The sequence below is a fragment of the Candidatus Aminicenantes bacterium genome, from assembly GCA_026393795.1.
Classification (GTDB): domain Bacteria; phylum Acidobacteriota; class Aminicenantia; order UBA2199; family UBA2199; genus UBA2199.
Genome location: JAPKZL010000028.1, coordinates 1 through 20,082 on the forward strand (window position 1 = coordinate 1; position 20,082 = coordinate 20,082).

The 20,082-nt window shown below is 58.3% G+C and carries 26 protein-coding genes and 1 pseudogene; 1 reads left to right on the plus strand and 26 read right to left on the minus strand.

All coding sequences use genetic code 11. The annotated features are described in order from the left end of the window. The 11 genes from NTW95_01310 to NTW95_01360 all read right to left on the minus strand — a co-directional run. On the minus strand, positions 1–625 hold a 625-nt coding region (locus NTW95_01310; GenBank protein ID MCX6556066.1), incomplete at its 3' end, for a radical SAM protein. A gap of 83 nt (positions 626–708) precedes the next feature. Then, positions 709–2,268, minus strand: a complete 1,560-nt coding sequence (locus NTW95_01315; GenBank protein ID MCX6556067.1) for a glycosyltransferase family 39 protein — start codon at positions 2,266–2,268, stop codon at positions 709–711. A gap of 58 nt (positions 2,269–2,326) precedes the next feature. Next, a complete protein-coding gene (locus tag NTW95_01320) occupies positions 2,327–2,899 on the minus strand; it encodes an isoprenylcysteine carboxylmethyltransferase family protein (protein ID MCX6556068.1) in 573 nt (190 codons plus the stop codon). A 62-nt stretch (positions 2,900–2,961) separates the two neighbouring features. Continuing rightward, the gene (locus NTW95_01325) at positions 2,962–3,462 is read right to left on the minus strand and encodes an N-acetyltransferase (GenBank protein MCX6556069.1); all 501 of its coding nucleotides are present in this window, start codon (positions 3,460–3,462) and stop codon (positions 2,962–2,964) included. A gap of 70 nt (positions 3,463–3,532) precedes the next feature. Next, entirely contained in the window at positions 3,533–4,234 is a 702-nt protein-coding gene (locus NTW95_01330; GenBank protein ID MCX6556070.1) for an aspartate/glutamate racemase family protein, read from the minus strand. A gap of 62 nt (positions 4,235–4,296) precedes the next feature. Then, on the minus strand, positions 4,297–4,914 hold the full coding sequence (locus NTW95_01335) for a nitroreductase family protein (GenBank protein MCX6556071.1): 618 nt from the start codon (positions 4,912–4,914) through the stop codon (positions 4,297–4,299). Between the two features lie 33 nt (positions 4,915–4,947). Further along, positions 4,948–5,493, minus strand: coding sequence for a nitroreductase family protein (locus NTW95_01340; protein ID MCX6556072.1), 546 nt, complete (start codon positions 5,491–5,493; stop codon positions 4,948–4,950). A 66-nt stretch (positions 5,494–5,559) separates the two neighbouring features. Then, the gene (locus tag NTW95_01345; GenBank protein ID MCX6556073.1) at positions 5,560–6,069 is read right to left on the minus strand and encodes a DUF3795 domain-containing protein; all 510 of its coding nucleotides are present in this window, start codon (positions 6,067–6,069) and stop codon (positions 5,560–5,562) included. Between the two features lie 23 nt (positions 6,070–6,092). Beyond that, positions 6,093–7,313: an MFS transporter gene (locus tag NTW95_01350; GenBank protein MCX6556074.1), complete on the minus strand. Its 1,221-nt coding sequence runs from the start codon at positions 7,311–7,313 to the stop codon at positions 6,093–6,095. A gap of 63 nt (positions 7,314–7,376) precedes the next feature. Next, positions 7,377–8,177 (minus strand): SDR family NAD(P)-dependent oxidoreductase, encoded by an 801-nt coding sequence (locus NTW95_01355; GenBank protein MCX6556075.1) that lies wholly within the window; start codon positions 8,175–8,177, stop codon positions 7,377–7,379. Between the two features lie 12 nt (positions 8,178–8,189). Next, positions 8,190–9,572 (minus strand): SpoIIE family protein phosphatase, encoded by a 1,383-nt coding sequence (locus tag NTW95_01360; protein MCX6556076.1) that lies wholly within the window; start codon positions 9,570–9,572, stop codon positions 8,190–8,192. 247 nt (positions 9,573–9,819) lie between these two features. On the opposite strand from NTW95_01360, the gene NTW95_01365 reads away from it, so the two are divergent. Next, positions 9,820–10,194: a hypothetical protein gene (locus tag NTW95_01365; GenBank protein ID MCX6556077.1), complete on the plus strand. Its 375-nt coding sequence runs from the start codon at positions 9,820–9,822 to the stop codon at positions 10,192–10,194. A 12-nt stretch (positions 10,195–10,206) separates the two neighbouring features. Here NTW95_01365 and NTW95_01370 read toward each other — a convergent pair whose 3' ends face one another. The 15 genes and pseudogenes from NTW95_01370 to NTW95_01440 form a co-directional block, all read right to left on the minus strand. Further along, positions 10,207–10,734: a hypothetical protein gene (locus tag NTW95_01370; protein MCX6556078.1), complete on the minus strand. Its 528-nt coding sequence runs from the start codon at positions 10,732–10,734 to the stop codon at positions 10,207–10,209. Between the two features lie 145 nt (positions 10,735–10,879). After that, positions 10,880–11,530: a 4Fe-4S dicluster domain-containing protein gene (locus NTW95_01375; GenBank protein MCX6556079.1), complete on the minus strand. Its 651-nt coding sequence runs from the start codon at positions 11,528–11,530 to the stop codon at positions 10,880–10,882. Positions 11,531–11,674: 144 nt separating this feature from the next. After that, positions 11,675–11,866, minus strand: a complete 192-nt coding sequence (locus NTW95_01380) for a hypothetical protein (GenBank protein ID MCX6556080.1) — start codon at positions 11,864–11,866, stop codon at positions 11,675–11,677. 311 nt (positions 11,867–12,177) lie between these two features. Continuing rightward, the gene (locus tag NTW95_01385) at positions 12,178–12,765 is read right to left on the minus strand and encodes an ABC-type transport auxiliary lipoprotein family protein (protein MCX6556081.1); all 588 of its coding nucleotides are present in this window, start codon (positions 12,763–12,765) and stop codon (positions 12,178–12,180) included. 40 nt (positions 12,766–12,805) lie between these two features. Next, on the minus strand, positions 12,806–13,186 hold the full coding sequence (locus tag NTW95_01390; GenBank protein ID MCX6556082.1) for a cupin domain-containing protein: 381 nt from the start codon (positions 13,184–13,186) through the stop codon (positions 12,806–12,808). A gap of 28 nt (positions 13,187–13,214) precedes the next feature. After that, entirely contained in the window at positions 13,215–14,006 is a 792-nt protein-coding gene (locus tag NTW95_01395) for a hypothetical protein (protein ID MCX6556083.1), read from the minus strand. Positions 14,007–14,203: 197 nt separating this feature from the next. Beyond that, entirely contained in the window at positions 14,204–15,190 is a 987-nt protein-coding gene (locus tag NTW95_01400; protein ID MCX6556084.1) for a peptidylprolyl isomerase, read from the minus strand. A 76-nt stretch (positions 15,191–15,266) separates the two neighbouring features. After that, positions 15,267–15,710 carry a pyridoxamine 5'-phosphate oxidase family protein gene (locus NTW95_01405; GenBank protein MCX6556085.1) on the minus strand — a complete coding sequence of 148 codons (444 nt, stop codon included), beginning with the start codon at positions 15,708–15,710 and terminating at the stop codon, positions 15,267–15,269. 4 nt (positions 15,711–15,714) lie between these two features. Beyond that, positions 15,715–15,963, minus strand: coding sequence for a hypothetical protein (locus NTW95_01410; protein ID MCX6556086.1), 249 nt, complete (start codon positions 15,961–15,963; stop codon positions 15,715–15,717). Between the two features lie 141 nt (positions 15,964–16,104). Next, a complete protein-coding gene (locus NTW95_01415) occupies positions 16,105–16,878 on the minus strand; it encodes a hypothetical protein (GenBank protein ID MCX6556087.1) in 774 nt (257 codons plus the stop codon). 39 nt (positions 16,879–16,917) lie between these two features. After that, positions 16,918–17,190, minus strand: coding sequence for a hypothetical protein (locus NTW95_01420; GenBank protein MCX6556088.1), 273 nt, complete (start codon positions 17,188–17,190; stop codon positions 16,918–16,920). Between the two features lie 16 nt (positions 17,191–17,206). After that, positions 17,207–17,635 carry a hypothetical protein gene (locus tag NTW95_01425; GenBank protein MCX6556089.1) on the minus strand — a complete coding sequence of 143 codons (429 nt, stop codon included), beginning with the start codon at positions 17,633–17,635 and terminating at the stop codon, positions 17,207–17,209. Between the two features lie 141 nt (positions 17,636–17,776). Continuing rightward, the gene (locus tag NTW95_01430) at positions 17,777–18,184 is read right to left on the minus strand and encodes a hypothetical protein (GenBank protein MCX6556090.1); all 408 of its coding nucleotides are present in this window, start codon (positions 18,182–18,184) and stop codon (positions 17,777–17,779) included. A gap of 142 nt (positions 18,185–18,326) precedes the next feature. Beyond that, positions 18,327–18,652: pseudogene (locus tag NTW95_01435) on the minus strand (NIPSNAP family protein). A 117-nt stretch (positions 18,653–18,769) separates the two neighbouring features. Then, entirely contained in the window at positions 18,770–19,747 is a 978-nt protein-coding gene (locus NTW95_01440; protein MCX6556091.1) for a transglutaminase-like domain-containing protein, read from the minus strand. Between the last annotated feature and the right edge of the window lie 335 nt (positions 19,748–20,082).

Here is a 20,082-nt window from a genome sequence, read left to right on the forward strand (position 1 = left end):
GCTTGCGCAGCATCTCGACGAACTCCGTGTCCTCGATGATCTTCTGCGGCCAGACGCAGGGCACACGGGTGCCGATGCGGAAGAGGTCGATGTGCGGGATCTGCCGCACCTTGCCCAGGATCTCGTCGAGCTTCTTAGTGCCCAGCAGGAACGGGTCGCCGCCGGAGATCAGCACGTCGCGGATGTCCTCGTGGCTGGCGATGTACTCGATGCCCTTGTTGATCTCGTCCATGGACGGGTTCTTCACTTCGTCGCCCACCTTGCGCTTGCGGGTGCAGAAGCGGCAGTACATGGCGCATTCGTTCGACACAAAGAGCAGGACGCGGTCGGGATAGCGGTGAATGATCGTGCGCGGGCCGCCGAGCGGGATGTCGCCCTCCTCGTCCAGCGGGTCGGCGGTCAGGTCCATGTAGTGCTCGAGCTCCTCGACGTCGGGTATGGCCTGCTTCCAGATGCCGTCGTTCATCTTCTCGATCAGGCCGAGGTAATAGGTGTTCACCCGCATGGGATACTTGGCGATGACCTCGCGCAGCCGGGGATCGACCCGCGCCTTCTGGGCGGTCAGCCATTTTTCCAGGTCTTCGAACGTCTTGATCGAATTTTTAAGGATATCCTTGTAGGCCATGTTTTTCTCCTCAACTGTCCGGTAAAATTATAGCGGTAAAGGGAAGGAATTTCCAGCTTTGTTTTTACCGGCCCTTCCCGGCCTCACTCGAAGTGCTTGAACTCGGCCCAATCATCCTGCAGCGGCCGCAGCCGCTCCTTGAGGATCCAGACCACCATGTCGTTTTCAAAGGGCATGCAGTAGTCGTCATGGAACATGCCCGCTCGCACCACCTCGCGGTACGATTCCATCATCGCGTCGAGCGAACCGCCCAACCGGATGACCACCTCGCCGCTCGCGCCGCGGGCCCCCCAGAGCCAGTAGTTGTTGTGGCCACAGATCGCCTTGGGGAGTCCGTATTTCGAGCCGAAAAAATCGATGGCCCCGGCCTCCCCGTAGTTGTTGGCCACGATGGCGCATGTCGCCTTCTCTTCGGCAGTCAGCGTGCCGTAGGCGCCAGCGACGGCCGCCACCATCTTTTCCCAGCCGAACCTGTCGGCATAAAACTGGGGAAGCTTGGCCAGCTCTTTTTTTTCCGGGGTGGAGGGCACGTTGCCCAACGCCTGCGCGTAAGCGATATAGCGCTCGACCGAGAGGACGCCGATGGCGAAGGGGGCGAGGGCGACGCCGCTGAGGAGCAGCAGCAGGAGAAAGACGGGCTTGAGCCGGTGCCACTTGACCTTAAGAATGAATTTTTCAAAAGCGACCGCCCCCAGGGCGAAGAGCATCGGGAACAACGGCCCGAGGTATTCCGACTTGCTACTGCCGTTGACGGCAAGGATGCAAAACACCGCGAGGTAGATGATGGGGAAAATGCGGAAGCGTTTTGCCGGGTTCGCGACCAGGAAATAAACCATACCCGGGAGCCAGAAAAGGAACGTCAACTGGTTCATGTTCATGATCTGCTCCTTGAACATCGCCAGAGGGGAGACCGCGGCGTATTTTTCAGCCGAGGCGTTGCGGATGAACTCCAGGGTCGGAAAATGGTTGACAACCTGCCAGATGACATGCGGCAGGAAAAGCATGAAGGCGATACCGGCAGCGATCCAGGCTTTTTTCATCAGCAGCAGCTTGCGGTGCGTGGCGAGGAGCAGCCCGACGAAAAGGCCCGCGCCCAGCCAGAGGACGCTGATCTTGTTCAGCAGCCCAAGGCCGAGTACGAGGCCCAGGAGAAGCCAGTATTTCGGGGCTTCGTTTTCCGTGATAACTGCAACCAGGTATAACGCCAGCGTCCAGAAAAGGATGTCGAAGGAGTTCATTGAAAAAAACGAATTCATCCCAAGCAGGAGCGGGGCGGTAATGACCGAGCAGGCGGCCAGGGCCTGGGCAAACCTTTCCCCCCCCAGTTCCCGCGCGATCAGGCCGGCGAGGAAGACGGTCGCGGCGCCGGCGACGGCTGGGAGGAGGCGCAGGGCGAAAAGCGAGTCGCCGAAGAGGTGGCGGTTGAGCCACAGCGCGGCGATGGAGAAGGGTGGCTGGTCGACGTAACCCCAGGCCATATGCTTGCTGCAGGCAAGGTAATAAAATTCATCGCGAAAGAAGCCGTAACCGCCGAACAGGTTGGTCGCCAAGTGGACCAGAAGCTTGACCGAAGCGAGCAAAACCAGGAGAACGTTTTTCCCCTGAAAAATATTTTTTAATTTGAAATAACCATCATGCTTCATTGTTGCCCCCAAGCACGTGCCGGTGATCGCTGAAATGCCGGCAATGCCGATGTTTTCATCATAGGATAAAAGGCAGAAAGCGCTTCGTGTGCCGGGCATACTCTTCGTAAGCCGGGCCGAAGTGCCCGCGCAGCGCCGCCTCCTCGATGCGCACCCGGTTGGCCACCCCGGTGCCGGCGAAGGCCATGGCTGCCGCCAGGCTAAGCCAGTTCTCGAATGTCAAGCCGATGCCGGCGCAGACCAGGAGGATGCCGGCATAGGCCGGGTGGCGGACGAAGCGGAAAACGCCGTCCGTAACCAGCGCCTGCCCGCCGCCGACCTCGACATGGGGGGTGAAATAGCCACCCAGCTTGAGCATCGTTGCCCAGCGCACAATCATCCCCGCCAGCATCAGGGCGACGGCCGCGACGGCGATGACGGGGGACGCCAGCCCGATCCGTGCCGCCGTGATCTTCTTGAGGCCGGCGGCGATCCCCATGCCGCTGCCGATGCAAAGCCAGAGGACGAAAAGGGAGCGGCGCTCGATGACGCGGCCGGGCGCGGCAACGCGGCGCCGGGCCCGGATCAGCGTTGTGTCGATTATGGGCATGAATAGCAGCACGCAAAAATAAAGTAGGAGATAGCGGTTCATGAGCGTATTCTGCCGCTTCATTGTCGGCAAAATCCATAAAAAAATCAACGATGCTTCGATTTTTACGGCATCTTTTTGAATCCCGCCAAGGGAGCGACGGACTTGCGCAGAAGGATCTCGGAATGCCCTGAAACAATGTAATCCTTCAATTCGCCGATCACTTCATAGCCGAGGCGCTCATAGAGCCTCCTGGCGTTCGGATTGAAGGACGACACGCAGATAAAAACATTGGGCGCTTCCCTGAAGATGCGTTCCTCGGCAAAAGCAATCAGCCGGCTGCCCAACCCCCTGTTTCTCCAGCCCGGGGCGATGCAGATCGACTGGATGTAGCCGATGAACGCTCCCTGCATGCAAAGCATGATGAAACCCGCGACTTCCTTGCCGCCATGTATGGCCACGTATATTTCCCGCTCCGGGTTGGAGACGATCCCGAAGAGAGTCTCATAGTTACGGCGCAGGGTGATCCACGGCTCGGATTCGGCCATCATCCGCGCGCATGCCGTCGCTTCTTCCGGGTGCGTTATTTTTCGTATCTTTATTTTTTCAAAATCTTTTGAATCCATTTTGCCGTTTTATTTCCCTGTCGGCGGAATCAAAAAGCATTTCCCTGCTCGCCTTTCGTCCCCGGGTTCATTAGAATTGAGCACCCAGAGCGCGATCAACGCCCGCCCGGGCATGGATCAAGGTGGTGTCGAAGAGGGGAAGGCGGCCCTGGCCGCGGCTGATCAGCAGCGGCAATTCGGTGCAGCCGAGGATGATGGCCTGGGCGCCTGCGGCGATCAGACCGTCCATGATCTTGTTGACTGCCTCCCTGGACTCCGGCTTGATGACCCCCAGGGCCAACTCGTCGATGATGATGCGATGGACTTGCTCGCGCTCCTCCTTGACCGGCACCAGCGCCTCGATGCCGTATTTTTCGCGCAGCCGGCCCTTGAAAAAGTCCTCTTCCATGGTGAAGCGCGTCCCCAGCAGCCCGACCCTGCTGAAGCCCGCCTTCCTGATCTCCGCGGCGGTCTCGTCGACGATGTGTACGATCGGGATCTTGATCTTGCGGCCGATTTCATCGGCGAGCTTGTGGACCGTGTTGGCGCATAGCAGCAGAAGGTCGGCGCCACCGCGCTCGATCCCCTTGGCGGCCTCAAGCAGGATGGCCAGCACCCCGTCCCAGTCGCCGCGCTCGGTCAGCGGCTGGATCTCGGCGAAATCGACCGAGACCATGACGCTCTTGGCCGCGTGATGGCCGCCGAGTTTTTCCCTGGTCATCTCGTTAATCAGCTTATAGTACAGCAGCGACGATTCGGAAGTGATGCCCCCCAAAAGCCCTATCGTTTTCATTGGCACTCTCCGTTATCCAATTTCCAATTATAGCAGCAAAATCTTCAAACCGCTCTCGTGCTTTATCCCCAGCCGTCGACGTGCAGCCGCGCCTTAAGGTCCTCGGCCTTGTTCTCCCCGGGGGGATCTTTCGGGTAGCCGAAGGGGATGACGGCGGCGATCTCGTAGCCCACGGGCACGCCGAGGAATTCCTTCAGCCCGGTCGATTCGTAGGGGGTGTAGGTGCAGCCGAAAAGCCCCTCGGCCGCCAGGGCCAGCATGATGTTCTCGATGCACATCCAGGCCGAGGCCAGCGGGTTCAGCTCGAACAGGGTGCGGCACGAGACGAGCGGCTTCATCTTGTAGCAGACCACCAACACCTGGCGGGCCTGAAGCATCATCGTCATCTGCAACGGCAGCGAGCTCCGGTAAACTTTTTTAAGCTCCTCGTCGTCGAACTGGGCGACGAAGCGCTCGATCTCCTCCTTGTCCTTCATATCCCGCGCCTGCAACCCCCCGCTCACCGCTTTGGCCTTCCTCTCCTTGTCGCTCAGCAGGATAAACTGCCAGCTCTTCAAATGGGCGTTGCACGGCGCCCGTAGCCCCGCTGCCAGCGCCCGTTGGATGGCCTCCTCCGGCACCGGGTCGGCGTTGAACTCGCGCACCGTCCGTCGTTTCTTCACCGCTTCGTAGAATTCCATGTATCATCCTCCATGGCCGTCAATGGGCCGCGCTTAATAGGTATTGAAAGCGCTCATGAGGCCGGAGGCCTTGCGCGTTTTTTCCCGCAGCGGGTAGCCTTCGGCGGCGTAGCCCAGCGTGACCAGGAGGCCGATCCTCCTTCCGGCCGGGATGCTCAGCAGGCGCTTGATCTTCTTTTCGTCGAACCAGCCCAGGATGCACGTGCCCAGGCCAAGCTCCGTTGCCTGCAGGCAAAAGTGGGCAACGGCGATGCCGATGTCGATCAGGGAAAACTGGCGCTGCTTGAGCAAGGCGCCGACTTGGGTGACAAGACCCGGTTTCTCGGTCACCAGGACAACGATCACCGGCGCTTCCAGGGCGAAGCGGTTGAAGGAGAGGGCGGCGTTGAAGGTGGCCCGCGCCACTTGAGTACGCAGTTCCGGGTCGTCGACCACGATCAGCTTCCAGGGCTGGGCGTTGCTCGCCGAGGGCGCCAGGCGCACGGCTTCGACCAGCTTGTCCAGCAGTTCCCTGGGAACAGGCCGTGGCTGGTACTGGCGCACGCTCTGCCTTGTCTTCATCAACTCGGGAAATTCCATGCCCACTCTCCTTGTTTGAATCTTTTATATGTCATAATGTAAAAATCCGGCATCCATGCCGCTGCATTAACCGCCATTCCCGTAATATCGTTCATTGCCCTTGCCGCATGCGCCGCAGCGCTCCAAGTACCAGGAGAGGCGCGAGCCGCATTGCGGGCATTTCCAGGCCTGCTCCTGTTCGCCGAGGAAGGCATCCAGCCCGTTTTTGCGGATGAATTCCAGGTTGGGCTTTCGCGCCGTGACGTGCGGCAGCTTCTTGTCGAGCTTGCGCCAGCGGACGACGATGTGCATGATGGTGAAGTAAAAGCAGGGATACTTGGCGCACAAAGCGCAGTTTTCCACCCCTTTCTTTTTGGCGCATTTGATCATCGGGCAGACCCTGCAGCCGGCGAAAAGGGTGTCGGACTTGCAGCCGTGGCAAACGATGTCGGCCTCCTTGATGACCTTCCTGAACCGCTCCGGCATCTCTGCCCATTGCGCCTTGACCCCGGTCTGCTCGGCTTTTACCGACAGCCGATAAATGTCGCAGCCGCCGCAATACAGCCCGCAGTAGCCGTCCATTTTGATTTCACTCATCGATTTTCTCCTCCAACAAAAACCTAGCCGGCAAACTCGATCTTCTGTTCCGCGATGACCAGCTCTTCGTCGCTGATCTCGGCCGCGGCCAGTTCCTTTCTTTTTTTCTCGCAAATAATGATGATCAACGCCATGAGCGAAAACATCGCCCCGGCCCCGAAGGGCAAATTCATCTCCAGGGAGAATAGGGCGCCGGCCAGGATCGGGCCGACGATCATGCTCAGCGACATCACCGACGACAAAACGCCCAGGATCATCCCCTGTTCCCTGGGGTCGCCCTTCTTGGTGATCCGGCTGGTCATGACCACCCGCAGCGTCGACTGGGCGAAACTGTAAAAGATCAGGCCCAGGAGCAGGGTGAAAATGAAGAAGACGCTCATGAACATAAAACCTAGAAAGAGGACGAAAAAGAAATAGACGATCAGCTTCTCCTCGCTGAAATGCTTCAGCCAGACCTTTTTCAAGAACAGGGCCTGGTTGAAAACCAGGATCACCCCGGTGCCGACCATGACCAGGCTGATCAGGAAAGAATTGAAACCGAAGCCGCCGGCCCGGTAAAGGGCCAGGACCGATTGCTGCCCGGCCAGGGCCAGGCCGAACAAAAACCAGGCGGCGAACCCCGGCCGGAGGTTGGCGCTGGCGAAGGCTTTGCGGATGGGTTGGAAGGGATTGAAGGAGATCTTCTTTTCCCGGTCGCAGTGCTTGTTGGTCTCGGGCAGTTTGAAAAAAGCCAGGACCATGTTGACGGCCGCCAGGCCGCCGACGAACCAGAACGGCAGGCTGAGCGAGATCTGGCTGAGCACGCCGCCCAGGGCCGGGCCGACGATCAGGCCGATGCCGAAAACGGCGCCGATCAATCCCAGGTTGGTCGTCTTTTCCCTTGGGCTTTCGGCGATGTCGACCAGGTAGCTCTGGGCGATGGGGAAATTGCCCGCCGCCAGGCCGTCGATGATGCGGCCGATGAAAAGCCAGTAAATGTTGGTCGCCGCCGCGAAAACCAGCCAGCCCAGGGCCGTGCTGGCGATGCTGACGATCAAAACCGGACGGCGGCCGATGCGGTCGGACAACGAGCCCAGCAGCGGGGCGCTGAAAAACGAAAAGAAGGAAAACGTGGCGAACAGCAGGGTCACGATGAAGGCGGAGGCCCCAAAGGATTTGACGTAAAAAGGCAGGACCGGAATGATGATGCCGATGCCCAGGACGTCGATGAGGACGGTGAGCAGGATGATCATTTTTTTATTCATGATCGTTATTGGTTGATTGTATCACGTCGCGAAACTCAAAGTTTAACCTGGGGCAATCCGTTCCTAATTCCCTTTTTCGATTTTTTCCCCTTCGATTTTTAAAATTCGGTAAGCCCAGTCGGCCAGGCGCGGGAACATGATATTCAAAGGGCCCAACAGAAAATAGGCTGCCGGTACCGCGACGATCGCCTTGTTCCTCTTTATGCCCCTGGCCATCGCCTTCACGACTTCCACGGGCGCTATTTTCGGAGATATCCAGGGTACTTTTAGATTCTCCATCATCGGCGTGTCGACGCGGGCCGGGTAAATGGAAGTGACGTTGATCCCATCGGCCTTTAGCTCCTGGCGCAGCACGTCCCCGAACCCATCCAGCGCGGCCTTGGCGGCCACGTAGGGGCCATCGTTGACAATACCCTTCTTGGCATCCAGGCTGTTCACGATCACGATATGGCCTTTATGGTTGCGCCGCATTTCCGGAAGAACGCTCTTGACGGCATGCACGGTGCCCATGAAATTCACGGCCATGGAGCGCTCGATCGAGCCGATGTCGATTCCGCGGGAAAGATCCTGAACATACTCGCCGGCATTGGCGATCAAGATATCGATCTTCCCCCATTTCAGAACCGTTTCCCTGGCCATCCTCTGCATGTCGGCAAACGAACAGACATCGGTTCCAAGCGCCAACGCCTGCCCGCCCTGCCGGCGGATTTCTTCTTGCACTGCCGCCAGTTTTTCCCGATTCCTTGCGGCAAGGACAACCTTTGCCTGAAGCTGCGCAAAGAACAGCGCCGCTTCCCGGCCGATGCCGCTGGAGGCGCCGGTGATGATGACCACTTTGTCCCGAAAAAAAATCTTGCTATTCATGCCTGGCTCAATTCATTCCCCTTCGATGTCGACGACCACCGCCGTCACGTCATCCTGGAGGCTTGCCCCCGGGCCGACCCAGCTACGCAAGGCAATGATGACCTGCTCGATCAGGAGGTCGGGAACGGCGGCGGCATGGACGGCCAGCAGCCGTTCCAGGCGCTCGCTGCCGAAGAACTCGTCGCCGCTGTCGCGCGCCTCGACCAGGCCGTCGGAGAAGAAGAGCAAACGGTCACCTTGCCCCAGCCTGACCTCGGCGGTGACGTACTCGGCGCCGGCATCGATGGCGAGCAGAAGGCCGCCCTCGCTCAGCGCCTCGATGCGGCCGTCGCGTCGGCGCAGCAGCGGCGCCGGGTGCCCGGCGCTTGCGTAGTATATTTTGCGAGCATTGCGGTCGATGAAGGCGCAGCTGGCCGAGACGAACGCGCCCGCGAACTTGCCGCAAAGCATGCGGTTGATGTTCTTCAACACCAGCCCGGGCTGATCGTGGCGCTCGGCCTCGGCGGCAAAACCCATCTTGACCATCGACGCCACCAGGGCAGCCGGCACCCCGTGGCCCGAGACGTCGGCGACGATCAGGCCGAGGCCTTTCGGCCGCTGGCTGTCGAAATCGTAGAAGTCGCCGCCGACCTCGCTCATCGGCAGGTAGCAGGCGGCGACGCGCAGGCCCCGGGTTTCTGGCAGGGACGCGGGCAGGATGGAGCGCTGGATCTCGCGGGCGATCTCCAGTTCGCGGGAGACGGCCGCAAAGCGGCGCTCGGTGACGAGCATGCGCTGGAGCACGGCATAGCCCACCGTGGCCATGAACAGCATCATGGCGAAATGCTCCACCCGGGCCAGGACATGAACGGTCTCCAGGGCGGCGACGACGAGAAAGAGGATGCCGCTGAAAATGACGACGCGAAACTCGCGCGGCCAGCTTCCCCAGCGTCGAAAAACAAGCAGGTGAACGATCACGATGCCGCCGGCCGCCAGCACCACCGGCGGATTCAGCCACATGGTCGCTCCCGGCCGGCCGCGCAGGAGGTCGTTGGCCATGGCCAGCAGGGCATAGCCGGCCGCGGCCTGACCGATGCGGCGCAGGCTGGGCCGCGACCCGGACCCGAGCCGCGATCCGGGCCCGAGCAGCGACCCGACGAAAAGGACGGCGGGAGCGATGATGGCATAGTTGATGAAGGCGTCGAGATAGAGCCAAAAGATCCCGGGCAACAGGGGCTGGATGAGATCCGATCTCGCGGCCAGGCGGATGCCGTATAGGCAGCCGTACACGCCGAACCAGAACGGCGCGCGGTCGCCACGCTCGGAGCGCAGGGCCGCCAGGGCGAACGCGAAGAGACTGATGGCGATGATCAGCGCCGCCACCACCAGTCCGGACAGCTCGATCGGCAGATTCATGGCCGCTCAGCCTTGGGATCAACTTGCGGATCGTCAGCGCGACAGCGTTGAACGGTTGCCCCAGCCGGCATCGTTGCTCCTTTTTTACAAAAACCCATCCGCATTAATAGAAAAAAACCTCGAATAAGTCAAGGCCCCCTTTGCCGGGGAACCTCGGCCGGCGCCATGCCGTTGCTTTTCGAACCTTTTATCAATTAAAATAATGCCGTGCGGGACGGGCCGCCTGCGGGCGCCCGTGGGAGGAGCCATGCTCAACCAAATCTTTTTTTATGCGGCCGCGTTCTTTGTTTTCGCCTGGGGCATCGCCCATTTGTTCCCGACCAAGGGCGTGGTGCGCGGCTTCGGCGAGATCTCGGCCGACAATCGCCGCATCATCGCCATGGAGTGGATCGTCGAAGGGGCGGCGCTGATTTTCATCGGCTTGCTCGTCGCCGTGGTGACGGCCATTGACGCCAAATCTTTGCTGGCCCGAGCGGTCTATTGGCTGGTCATCGCCATGCTCAACGCCCTGTCAATCATCTCGCTCTTTACCGGCTTCAGGGTGAACTTCCTCCCTTTCAAACTCTGCCCGCTCATCTTCAGCGGTTCGTCGCTCCTGGTCCTGCTGGGAATCTGGCTGTAGGATTCCCACCGCTTACATGCCGTCGATCTTCTTCTGGTACTTGTTTTCGGTGACTTCAATGTTGTACTTCAGGGCGAACTCCTTCTGCGCCTCCTGCAGCTCCTTGTCGAACTCCGCCTCGCGGGCGGTGATATTGCTCTGGATTTCCTGCAAGCGATCGCGGTCGCCGTCGGTGACGTTCCCCGTCCCTTTGCCCAGGATGTCGACCAACTCGGCGTATTCGGCGGCGGCGATGTCCCGGTAAAATTCGAAGAGCGCGACGGCCGCGTCGCGCAGCCGAGTGTTGCCCTTGAAGTCCTGCATCCGCGAGACCACCGCCAGCGATTCGTCGATCTGCCCGTTCAGCGCCAGCAGCTTCACCTGCATGGCGGCCGGGTTGGCCTGGGAGAAGGAGTCGGCCAGGGCGAGCATTTTTTCGATGATCTTGTTCTGATAGCCCACGATGCGGTCGTTGTAGTTGATGGCCTTGTTGCTGCTGCCGCAATGAACGACGAAAAACAGCGCCAGCCCGGCCGCGACCAACGGTAGCTTCTTTTTCATGGCACCCCCGCTGCATTTCGATTCTTGTGGATGGGAAAACCGACGGCAAGATCGATTTTCCCTTCAAGGGATACTAAAGACTTGTCAATGAAATTGCAACTGGCAATTGGAAATTTCTATGCGATCGATCTGCTGTCGCAACCGGCTACGATCCGGCCGCGGAACTTTTAAACCAGGGGCAAACGGCGAGGCACACCTTGCAGGAATCGTCCCCTTTGCATAGCGTGATGTCCAGCACATCATCCCGGTGCGCGGGATGATCGGCAAAGGGGGCGTATTTCAGCGCGTGATGCGGACACTTGTCGATGCACAGGGTGCAGTCGTCGCATTGGTTCGCCAGCGGTTCGCCGGGCTGGAGCTTAAGGTTGGTCAGCAAGGCGATCCAGCGGTGGACCGGGCCGTACTCGGGCGACACGATGAGCAGCGAGCGCCCCTGCCAGCCGAGCCCCGCCGTCTTGGCCAGCACCTTGAGCGATAGCAGCCCCAGGCGCTTAACCGGGTCGATCTCGTCCTCCGGGTGGATGATCAGGGCGCGGTCTTCCTTCGTCTCCAAGTAAGCCGATATCTGCAGTGCGGCTTTTTCCAGGAAGACGTCGAGATCGGCACCCTTCGCCTTCGCCCCCAGCTTGTTCAGCTGCGCACCCAGGACGATCGCGTAGCGGAACTTGTCCAGCAATCCGGCCGGATCGCCCCCCATCCCCGGCGGCAGCCCTCTCAGCCGCTTGAGATCGGCCACGCCGAACAGATCCACTCCCAGTTCCCCGGCCAAAGATTTCAATTTCGTTGTATCACTCATTACTCAACCCCGGACCTCTTGCTTTTTCTTGTCATTACACTGGAAAACCGGGATCATGTCTCGATTTCAGTCGTCGGTATTCCAAAAAATTAGACAAACTCCTCCTGCGGCGGATGACAAATTCAAGCGCAGCGGAGTTCGGGTTTAGGCTTTCTTGGTCCCCTCTTCGGTTTTACCCATGCTCCGGCAGCAGCAGGTCTGATAAAAAAGGCTCATAATGGCCAGGATAGCCCCCGCAACGACGATCACCCACTTCGCCCAGGCGGCCGGCCACCAGACAATGGCTAAAACAACGATGGCCGCAGCCATCAGGAAGCGGCAGAAACAAAGCTTCATGATCCCTCCTTTTTACTCTTGCAGGATTTTAAAATAAAGCACGAATTTTTTCAATGCTCCGGTGTTCTCACGCATCGCCGGTGGGGGTGACTGTATTGACTACATATTTTGTGCTGGAATTCATGCGGCCCCCTTCTCCATTTTTTCACACATGCTTGCGCCGTCCCAGTTTTTCCCCCATTTATCTGTGCCGGGTGACTTTAATCACCCTTGATCTTCAGTTTAGACCAGCGTATTAACGATGCTTTTATTGACCCTAATTGGGCAACAGCCCGTTGAGATCTGACCCCGGAGACTCACCCGCGTTGCTTTCAACTTTTATCTTTTTGTAGTTTTGCCTCGATTTTTAGAAGCTCGTCATGCAGAATTTCCGAAATTTTTTCAGGCAGATCGCTGACCTTGTTTCCTTTTAGTTTCAGCTTCCGGTCAAAGGCATGGGTCAAAATAATTTCCTTGTTTTCAGAATCCTCGATTTCAATGTCCATGGCCAGCCGGGCACACCAGTTGTTTTGGCAGTAATATTTTTCAATGGCATCGATCTTTATCCTCATGGTCAAATCCGCATCGCCGGCGGAACCATAAGCATTCACTTTTTTAAAAATTGAACTTTTTCTCCAGAAATCGACCACGGCATCTTCGATCAGGTCAGCCGGGGATTTTGACCAAAACATGAAACTGTAATATTTCACCTGGAAAGGGGATTCCCGATAGACGATCCTTTGATCCAGGTAGGTTTGGTTGATCTCGACATCTTCGATCAGCAAAACCTTATTTAGTTTTACCGAACCGGGATTTTCAGAGTTTTCAAGGTGCAGGTCGAAATAATAGGGGCCAGCGCAGGCCCAAGCAAACAGTAAAAAGGTAACCAATAAAAAAATCCGACTCCTGGCTTTTAACACGTTGCCCTCCTTAATGAGAATCAGGGATGAATCGTGACCCTCAGTTCGAACCATCGCCGGTGGGGGTGACGGTGGCGGCCTCGACCATCAGCGCCAGGGTGCGCTCGGGAGCGCGCGGCCGGTGCTTCACCCCCTTGGGCACAACGATTCCTTGCTTTGGAGCAAGTTCCACGGTACGGTCTTCAAAATCGATAAGCAGCTTGCCTTCCACAACGTAGAAGAACTCGTCTTCCTTGTCATGCCGGTGCCAGTGGAACTCCCCTTTCAAGATGCCCAGGCGCACCAGCGAATCGTTGACCCGGCACAGGGTCTGGTTGAACCAGTCGTAGTCGCACGCCTTTTCGATGGCCTCGATGTCAATCTTCTCCAGGGCCCCGAACTTGATGTCGGTTTTGATCACATATTTCGCGTCTATATTCATACGGCCTCCTTCATAGGTTCCAACTCCATCATTTGCGGTAAGCGCCCCCGATCAGATCGTAACCAAATTGAAAACTTGCGGACCCAAGAACCATCCCCTTGGCCATCGGGTGAACGCCAGCGAATTTCCAGGACGCTCCTTCCGCGCATGACTGTATCTGGTGCCCGGTGAAAGCGATACGAACAAAACCGCTTATTCCGGAATTTGCGGGCGGAAAAATCATTTGCATGCCGGCCGATCCGGACCTGTCGATCTCGCCGGCCGGAGAACACATGGCAGCCACGCTCAACCCCTTGGCCTCGATCGAGCCCAGCCAATCGCCGTTCGCGTCCCGGCTCAACTTCACATTGCCATAACCGGCATAGTGCCCTTTGCCGCGCATGTAAGCGACGTATTTCCTGTCGGGCAGCAAAAACTCCAACGCCAGGAACGGCTTCCCCAAACCCAGGTCGCCTGCCGGGTCCGACGCGGCCCCCCGGGCGAACCATAGCGCCGCGGCGCCGTTCTCAGGCCATTGCGGCGAACGCCCGTCTATTGCAAACGTTTTCATGCGCACAATTTCAACAAATGAAATGCCCCAATCGGCGTGGGCCGGGAATTTTTCAAGATGTTCCTTTGCCCAGGAAACGTTGCCCGCGGCAAGCTCGCCGATGGTAATGAAGCGCAGGAACGAAGGGATTTTTTCCTTCACCGTCGCCGGATCGAATATCAGATAACTGACGATCTCCTCCGGCCCGGCCACAACCCATTTCGTTTGGGCGCCTGGAGGCAGGAGGGGAATTTGCGCCGGGGCGGCAACCGCCAGAAATAAAGCAAACACAAATAGAACTGATAAATAGTTCCGTTTCATTCCTTCCTCAGCGGTGCCATTGGGTCAGGCTTCGATTTTAATATTCACAAAATCTTTTACCGTCAACACCCATTATCGAGACCTGAGCCCGACCCCACATCGTTTAAGACCTCGGCGAGCGTCCTTGTACAGTCCTCCCAATGATACCATTTTATAAGGTCACGAAGTTAAGTTTCGTTCCCGGTTCTTTTTTCTTTTTTTCGCAGCGGAACGGGGATGTTGCAGAGCTCGATGCGGCCGGCCTTGAACAGAAACCATTCCTCGCTGCGGTTGCGGCGCGCTTCGACCAATTGCCGGAACGTGTCCGTATCGGTGCGCATGACCTCCAGGTCGCTGCGTTCGGCCGGCGGCACGTCGGCGGCGACGCGGATCGATTTGATCGGAACATAGTGCTCCGCCCTGTCATAGAAACCCATCGGGCCGCTCGCGCGCGGCAGCACGGACAGCAGGTCCATCCCCTGGAGCACCCGCCCGAACAGAGTGCAATTGCGGTCCAGGTGGCGCGGGACTTGGCCGATCACCACGTAGATCTCCGTGCCGCCGCCGCTGTCGCTGGTGTTGCCGCGGCCGGCGCCGACCATGCCGTAGCCGTGGGTGAGCCACATCCGGCCGCTGCCCTTGTCTCGGGCCACCGGGAAGCCGTCGCAAAAACCGACCTCTTTGGCATAGACGTCGCCGTCGGGCAGCAGGGTGAAGGGAATTTTGGCATCGATGGCGCGATCGAACTCGGCCGGCAGGTTTTTTTGGGCATGAAGGATCTGGCGCGCCTTTTGCGGATCATCGGCCGCGGGATCGCCCCATTGCACCACGTAGTTGTCCTGGACGCGGATGATCGCCAGCCCATCAAAGTAGCGCTCGCGGGTCAAGGCCTTGACGTTGGCCGCGTGCTGCGGGGCAAAGACCGGCGCCAGCTCGATGACCACCCGCCCTCCGGCCAATTCCAGATAAAGGGTGTTCTCGGGATCGAGGGCCCGCCAGTCTTCGGCCTTGGCCGCGGCCACGATCTCGGCCATGGTCATGGGTTTTTGCTGCAGCGGCTCCGTTGCTTGCATTGCCACGCCCGCTGCCGCGATCAGGCAGGAGATATATAATCCGCGCCCAACCATTTTGCATACGCGCAAGCAGGCCCGCTTGCCATTCGCTGCAATCTTCATCTTGCACTCCTTATAAATGTCAGATCTTAAAATGACGGCATCATGTAATTCAAGACTTGATCCCATCGCCGTATAATTACGTCATTCGGACTTCGACGACATCCTGAAAATGCAGGACCGCATAATAGGCCCGGACCTGGATGGAGAACAGGGCGCAATCGGATGCTGAAAGGAACTCCCGGAGAGAGGGATGCTTGCGCAGGAAAAGCTTGGCGAATTTTTCACGGCCCCGCCCGCGCAGTTCCCGTGCGCCGCCGAGGGCCGTGACACCCGTGGTTTGCTGGAAATCCATTTCGCGGTTCGAACGGTCGTCGATAAAAATGGCGACCCGCTTCCTGCTTTTCAGGTTCTTGTATTTGCTGGTCGAGCGCTTGGTGGCGAACAGGATATTTTTCAGATCGCCGCTGGCCGCGAAGGCCACAATGTTCTGGTAAGGATATGCCGTTCCCAGAGTGGCCAAAATGCCCAGCTTTTGTGCGGTCAAAAGGTCCGCGATGGTTTTGCGTAGCGCACGCGTCATTTGTTCACCCCTTGCCGGCCCTGGGATTTTCACTGCGGATCATGCTCCAGAAGGTAACCAGCGCGAAAACCTGAAAGATGAAGATCACCGCGAAGCATATCCGCAGAGCCATCCACTCCAGGCGAAGATCGCTCTCGCCATGGTAGATATCGGTCAGCGCCAAGAGGCTGACAAAAACCGCGACCAGCGAAGCGATCCCCAGGACGAATGCCATCACCGCCTGCAGCTTCTTCACCACGCCATTAAATGCCATAGCTCACTCCTTGTTCACGATCTCGCTAAAGTCACAAAGTCAGGCGTCCCCATTTCTCATTTCTAGCACCCTTGAGGTATTCAGCAACTTCCTTCCATGTAAGTTCCTCGAGCTTCATTCATTTCTCCGGACATTGAACTGTCATGATCGAAATCCTCTCCCGGCCAGCCCCTCCGCTTTGAGGATATTCAGGAAGCGCGTCGTCGAGATGTAGCGATCGGCCAGGGCACGTCCGTCGTAAAGCAGGTTGAAGACCCCATAGGCGCATGGCGCGTTTTGGGCCTCGGCCGGGGTTTTCAATTCGGTGACCGCCAATGCCAAGTTCGTTTTTTTCAGGATGGGTTTTACCTCCTCTATAAAACGGGCCACCCACGGGCACTGCCGCGAATAGAGGATGGCCAGGTCCTTGTTTTTTTCGGGCCGTCGCTTGCGGAAAGCGGGCGGCGACCCGGCCTTGAATTGCTTCATCAGCAACTGCTCATTCCCCGATTCGGCCACGACCTGGTAACCTTGCTTGATAAAGATGTCCTTGCGGGCCATGAACGACTTGTCGCTGGCCAGCACGCAAACTCCCAGCATGCCTTTCGCCTCCGCCTCGACCGCCTGAATCAGCAAGGCCCCCATCCCCTTGTGCTGAAGCGTTTTGCCGGTCGTCCACAGACAGTGGATGAACATGTATCCCTTCGCGTTTACCCCCCGCCAGCAGTATTCGCCGGGAACATATTCGATGAATCCCACGGCCCGCTTTGCGCCGGCCGGGTAAAGCAGCTTGATCTTCAATCCGTTTTCGAATTGCTGCTTCAGCCAATCGACCTTGTGAAGGAAATGCTCGTGTTTGGGATTGATAAAACAGATGGCCTGGGGATGTTCCCCGATGTTGGCTGCCGTCACATCAACCAGTTTAGTTTCCGTCATCTTGCACCTTCAATTCAAATTTCATTCCCATCATCCCGATCACGGCTTCAGAATGTCCCCTTCCTTTGCGGTTTCAACTTGTTCCTTGGTGACATGGAAACCCGCCGCCTGGAGAAAGGCGTGGAAACAATCGGGTCCCGACCCGGAATACCCGAACTTGAACATGAATTCATTCGGCAGGGTTATTTCCTGCCTCTCGCAAAGCAGCACGATCCGGCTGGGGCTCTTTGATTCCAGCCGCACCTCGAGCAGCCGGCCGCACTGGGCGGCAAGGTCGGCGGCGATCTTTCTTCCTTCCGCTTCATAGGCCATTTTTTTTCTCCTTTTATTATGCGCCCCTTTGGGCGAAGGGGATCGAGAGCACATAAACCAAGATGTAGAATAAGCTTACGGCGCCAAGGTGGATCCAGAGAGGAATCGTGCGCGCTACGGAAACGAGACCGCATCGGGCGGCGATCACGGTAGCCAGGACGATTCCGGCGATGACCGGGAAAACGGTCAGCAACAGGATATCCCGCCTAACGATCGGGCTGGCTGCCCCCCAGAGCAAGAGCAGCGTCCAACCGGCCATCAGCGCCGCGCCGATGCCCATGGCGAAACGGTACTCCAGGTTAGCGCGGGCTGCATCGCCGCCGAACAGCGCAGCGCCGATTCGCCCAGACAACATGGGGATGACGGCGAGGCCGTCGGTGACGGCGCCCACCCAAAATGCGATTCGCAGCAGGAATGTAACGGTTTCAATGGAAACGGCTGGCATCGTCTTCTCCTGAGCTATTTTCTAAATAAATTATTTTTCCTTTTTGCAATCCGTCGCCAAGTGCCCTCGCACCGTCCCCATTACTTTTCATCTTCAATCAAGCCTGTGTGAAGAACCGGGTGCAAGTCCCCGATTCTTCCCCTATTCAACTGCCGTCCGCGGATAGCTCAACAGCAAAACGGCCAGGGAGACCTCGGCCGCGCCTAGGGCGAAGTAGAGGTACTGCAGCCAGTGGCCGCCGCCGATCATGCTCACCTGCACAAAGATCCAGATCATCAGGCCGAGGCCCATGACCGCGCCGGCCAGGCCGGTGTTGGGGTGGCGGCGGAAGCTCATCGCCGTTGCCGCGGCGTGGCCGGCGCCGATGACCGCAAACAGGATGAGGCCCGGCCAGAAGAAGCTGGCAAACGGCGAATCCTTCAGCATGGAGAGGGTCATCTTAAGTGCGCGGCCGCTTGGAGAGACCATCAGCAGAACGCCGCAGGGCAGGGCGCTGATCGCCACGAACGCCTGGAGCAGCCCTTCAAGCAGGGAGATGAATGTCTTCATCACGGCCTCCGGTTTCACCCTCTATACCAGTTTTCCCGTCCGCAATCAAATCCATGCTCACATCACCCGGCCCCATCGTCCTGTCCGCCATTCCTGATTCCCGTGTTCGCTGCGTTCATTTTATCGTCCCCCTGGCGGTCCGTCAACCCACGCTGGAATAGGGCGTGGGCGCCAGAATATAGTTGGTCACCTTGGCCACGATCTGGCCGTCCTTCTCGGTCTCGGTGCGCGCCTTCAGCCACTCGGGGTCCTGCACGAAGGCGTTCCACTTGGCTCCCGCTCGGCCAGGTCCTGCCACTCCAGCAGATAGTAGAGGTTCTGGTTGCTTTCGCCGATCAGCGTGGTCCAGAAGCCGGCCTGGCGGATGCCGAGCCTCTGCCAGATTTTCAGGGTGAATGTTTCGAAACGCCGATGCAGGTCCGGCAGCTTTCCCGGCACACATTCATAGATGCGCAATTCGTGGATCATTCTTTTCAATCCTCCTTACGACCCGGTTATTTTCATGGATCCCGATTTCGCCTGTTGCCGCTTATCTCCAAGCCACAAAGTCAAGCCCCGTCCCCAAATTGCCTTCGCTTGTTCGCATCATTTGGTCCTGATCGCTTCCAGGTAATGGCCAAGATCGCGCGTTAAGGCCGCCTCCAGTTGTGCTTTGCTTAAGGTGCCGGTCTTCACGTACTGATCCCAAAGGCCTGCCGTTAATCTCGAAGCTTCGTCCGTCACGTCGAACTCGGCAAGGGGAACGGCGATGGCCCAGAAGAAAGCCTGACCGGACAGATTCAGTCCGGGCTGAGCGAACTCGATTTCCTGCCCGAATGGACATCCGTACATGGAGCCTAGGCGAGGCTTCATGGCTGCCTGCTCATCGGCGATGTTTGTCTTGGCCATGATGACGTTCTGCCAGGGTTTGAGCGGGATATCGGCATATACCAGGCTCGGGTCATACGGGGTCCAGGCGTTCTGGTCGAAGTATTCCAAAATGCGGTGCATCTCAAAGCGGCGGGAGATGGTCGGAAGCGTCGCGATAGACCTGCAGGGGATCTGCCGCGCCCGCATCAGGGCGCAGGCCAGGTTGGCATTGGCGGTGCAGATGGTGTTCTGGCCGCTTTCCAGAATGCTTGCCGCATCAAGGCTCATGGGCTGCCCACGCCGCTGCATCCGGCGAATGAACTCCTGGATGTTGGCGGCATAGTCCCGCGCCGTTCCTGTCGCCGGCCAGAGCTTGCCTGCCAGCTCCACGATTTGCCTGCTGTCAGCCTGCACACACGGGGAGGCGACGCGGAACGTCTCCGGCACAGCGTGGTCTGGCACGATCACCTTCGGGGCAATCAGGACGACAGAGGACCACTCGACCGTGACTTCCTGGTCCTTGCTGACATCCAGCTTCAGAACGACGAAGGCGTTGCCATCGTTCCGCACGTGAACTCGGCATGTGCATAGAACCGTCTTCGGCTTCGTGTTCAAACAGTAGAAAACCGGAGCCTGGCTGTCGCTGAGCTGCGGCATTGGCAGCCGCACCTCGTACGACCCAGCCCATTGAGCCTTCAGGTTCACTCCCCCCATGGCCCCCGCCAGGCCACTGCCCCGCATGGTCCGGGCAGGAACTGCCGCCTCAACCGCTCGGATTGCCTCCGGGACGCCGACATCGGCCGCTGCGCTCACCAATACGCCTGCCGCCGTGTCCCTTACTGGTCTGTCGTGCCCGCACCCCGCAGTCGCCAGAACAACCAGACCCGCCAAGCATGCACCCATCCCTACGATTCGAGGCATCCGTTTCATTGTTTTCCCTCCTGTCATGAAAACAGGGACGGTACTTGTAAATATGTATTTAACCATGAATTAAACCGAAAATCCCTCATTAAAAAAACTATCTTGGAAAGAATTCTGATCAATGTATA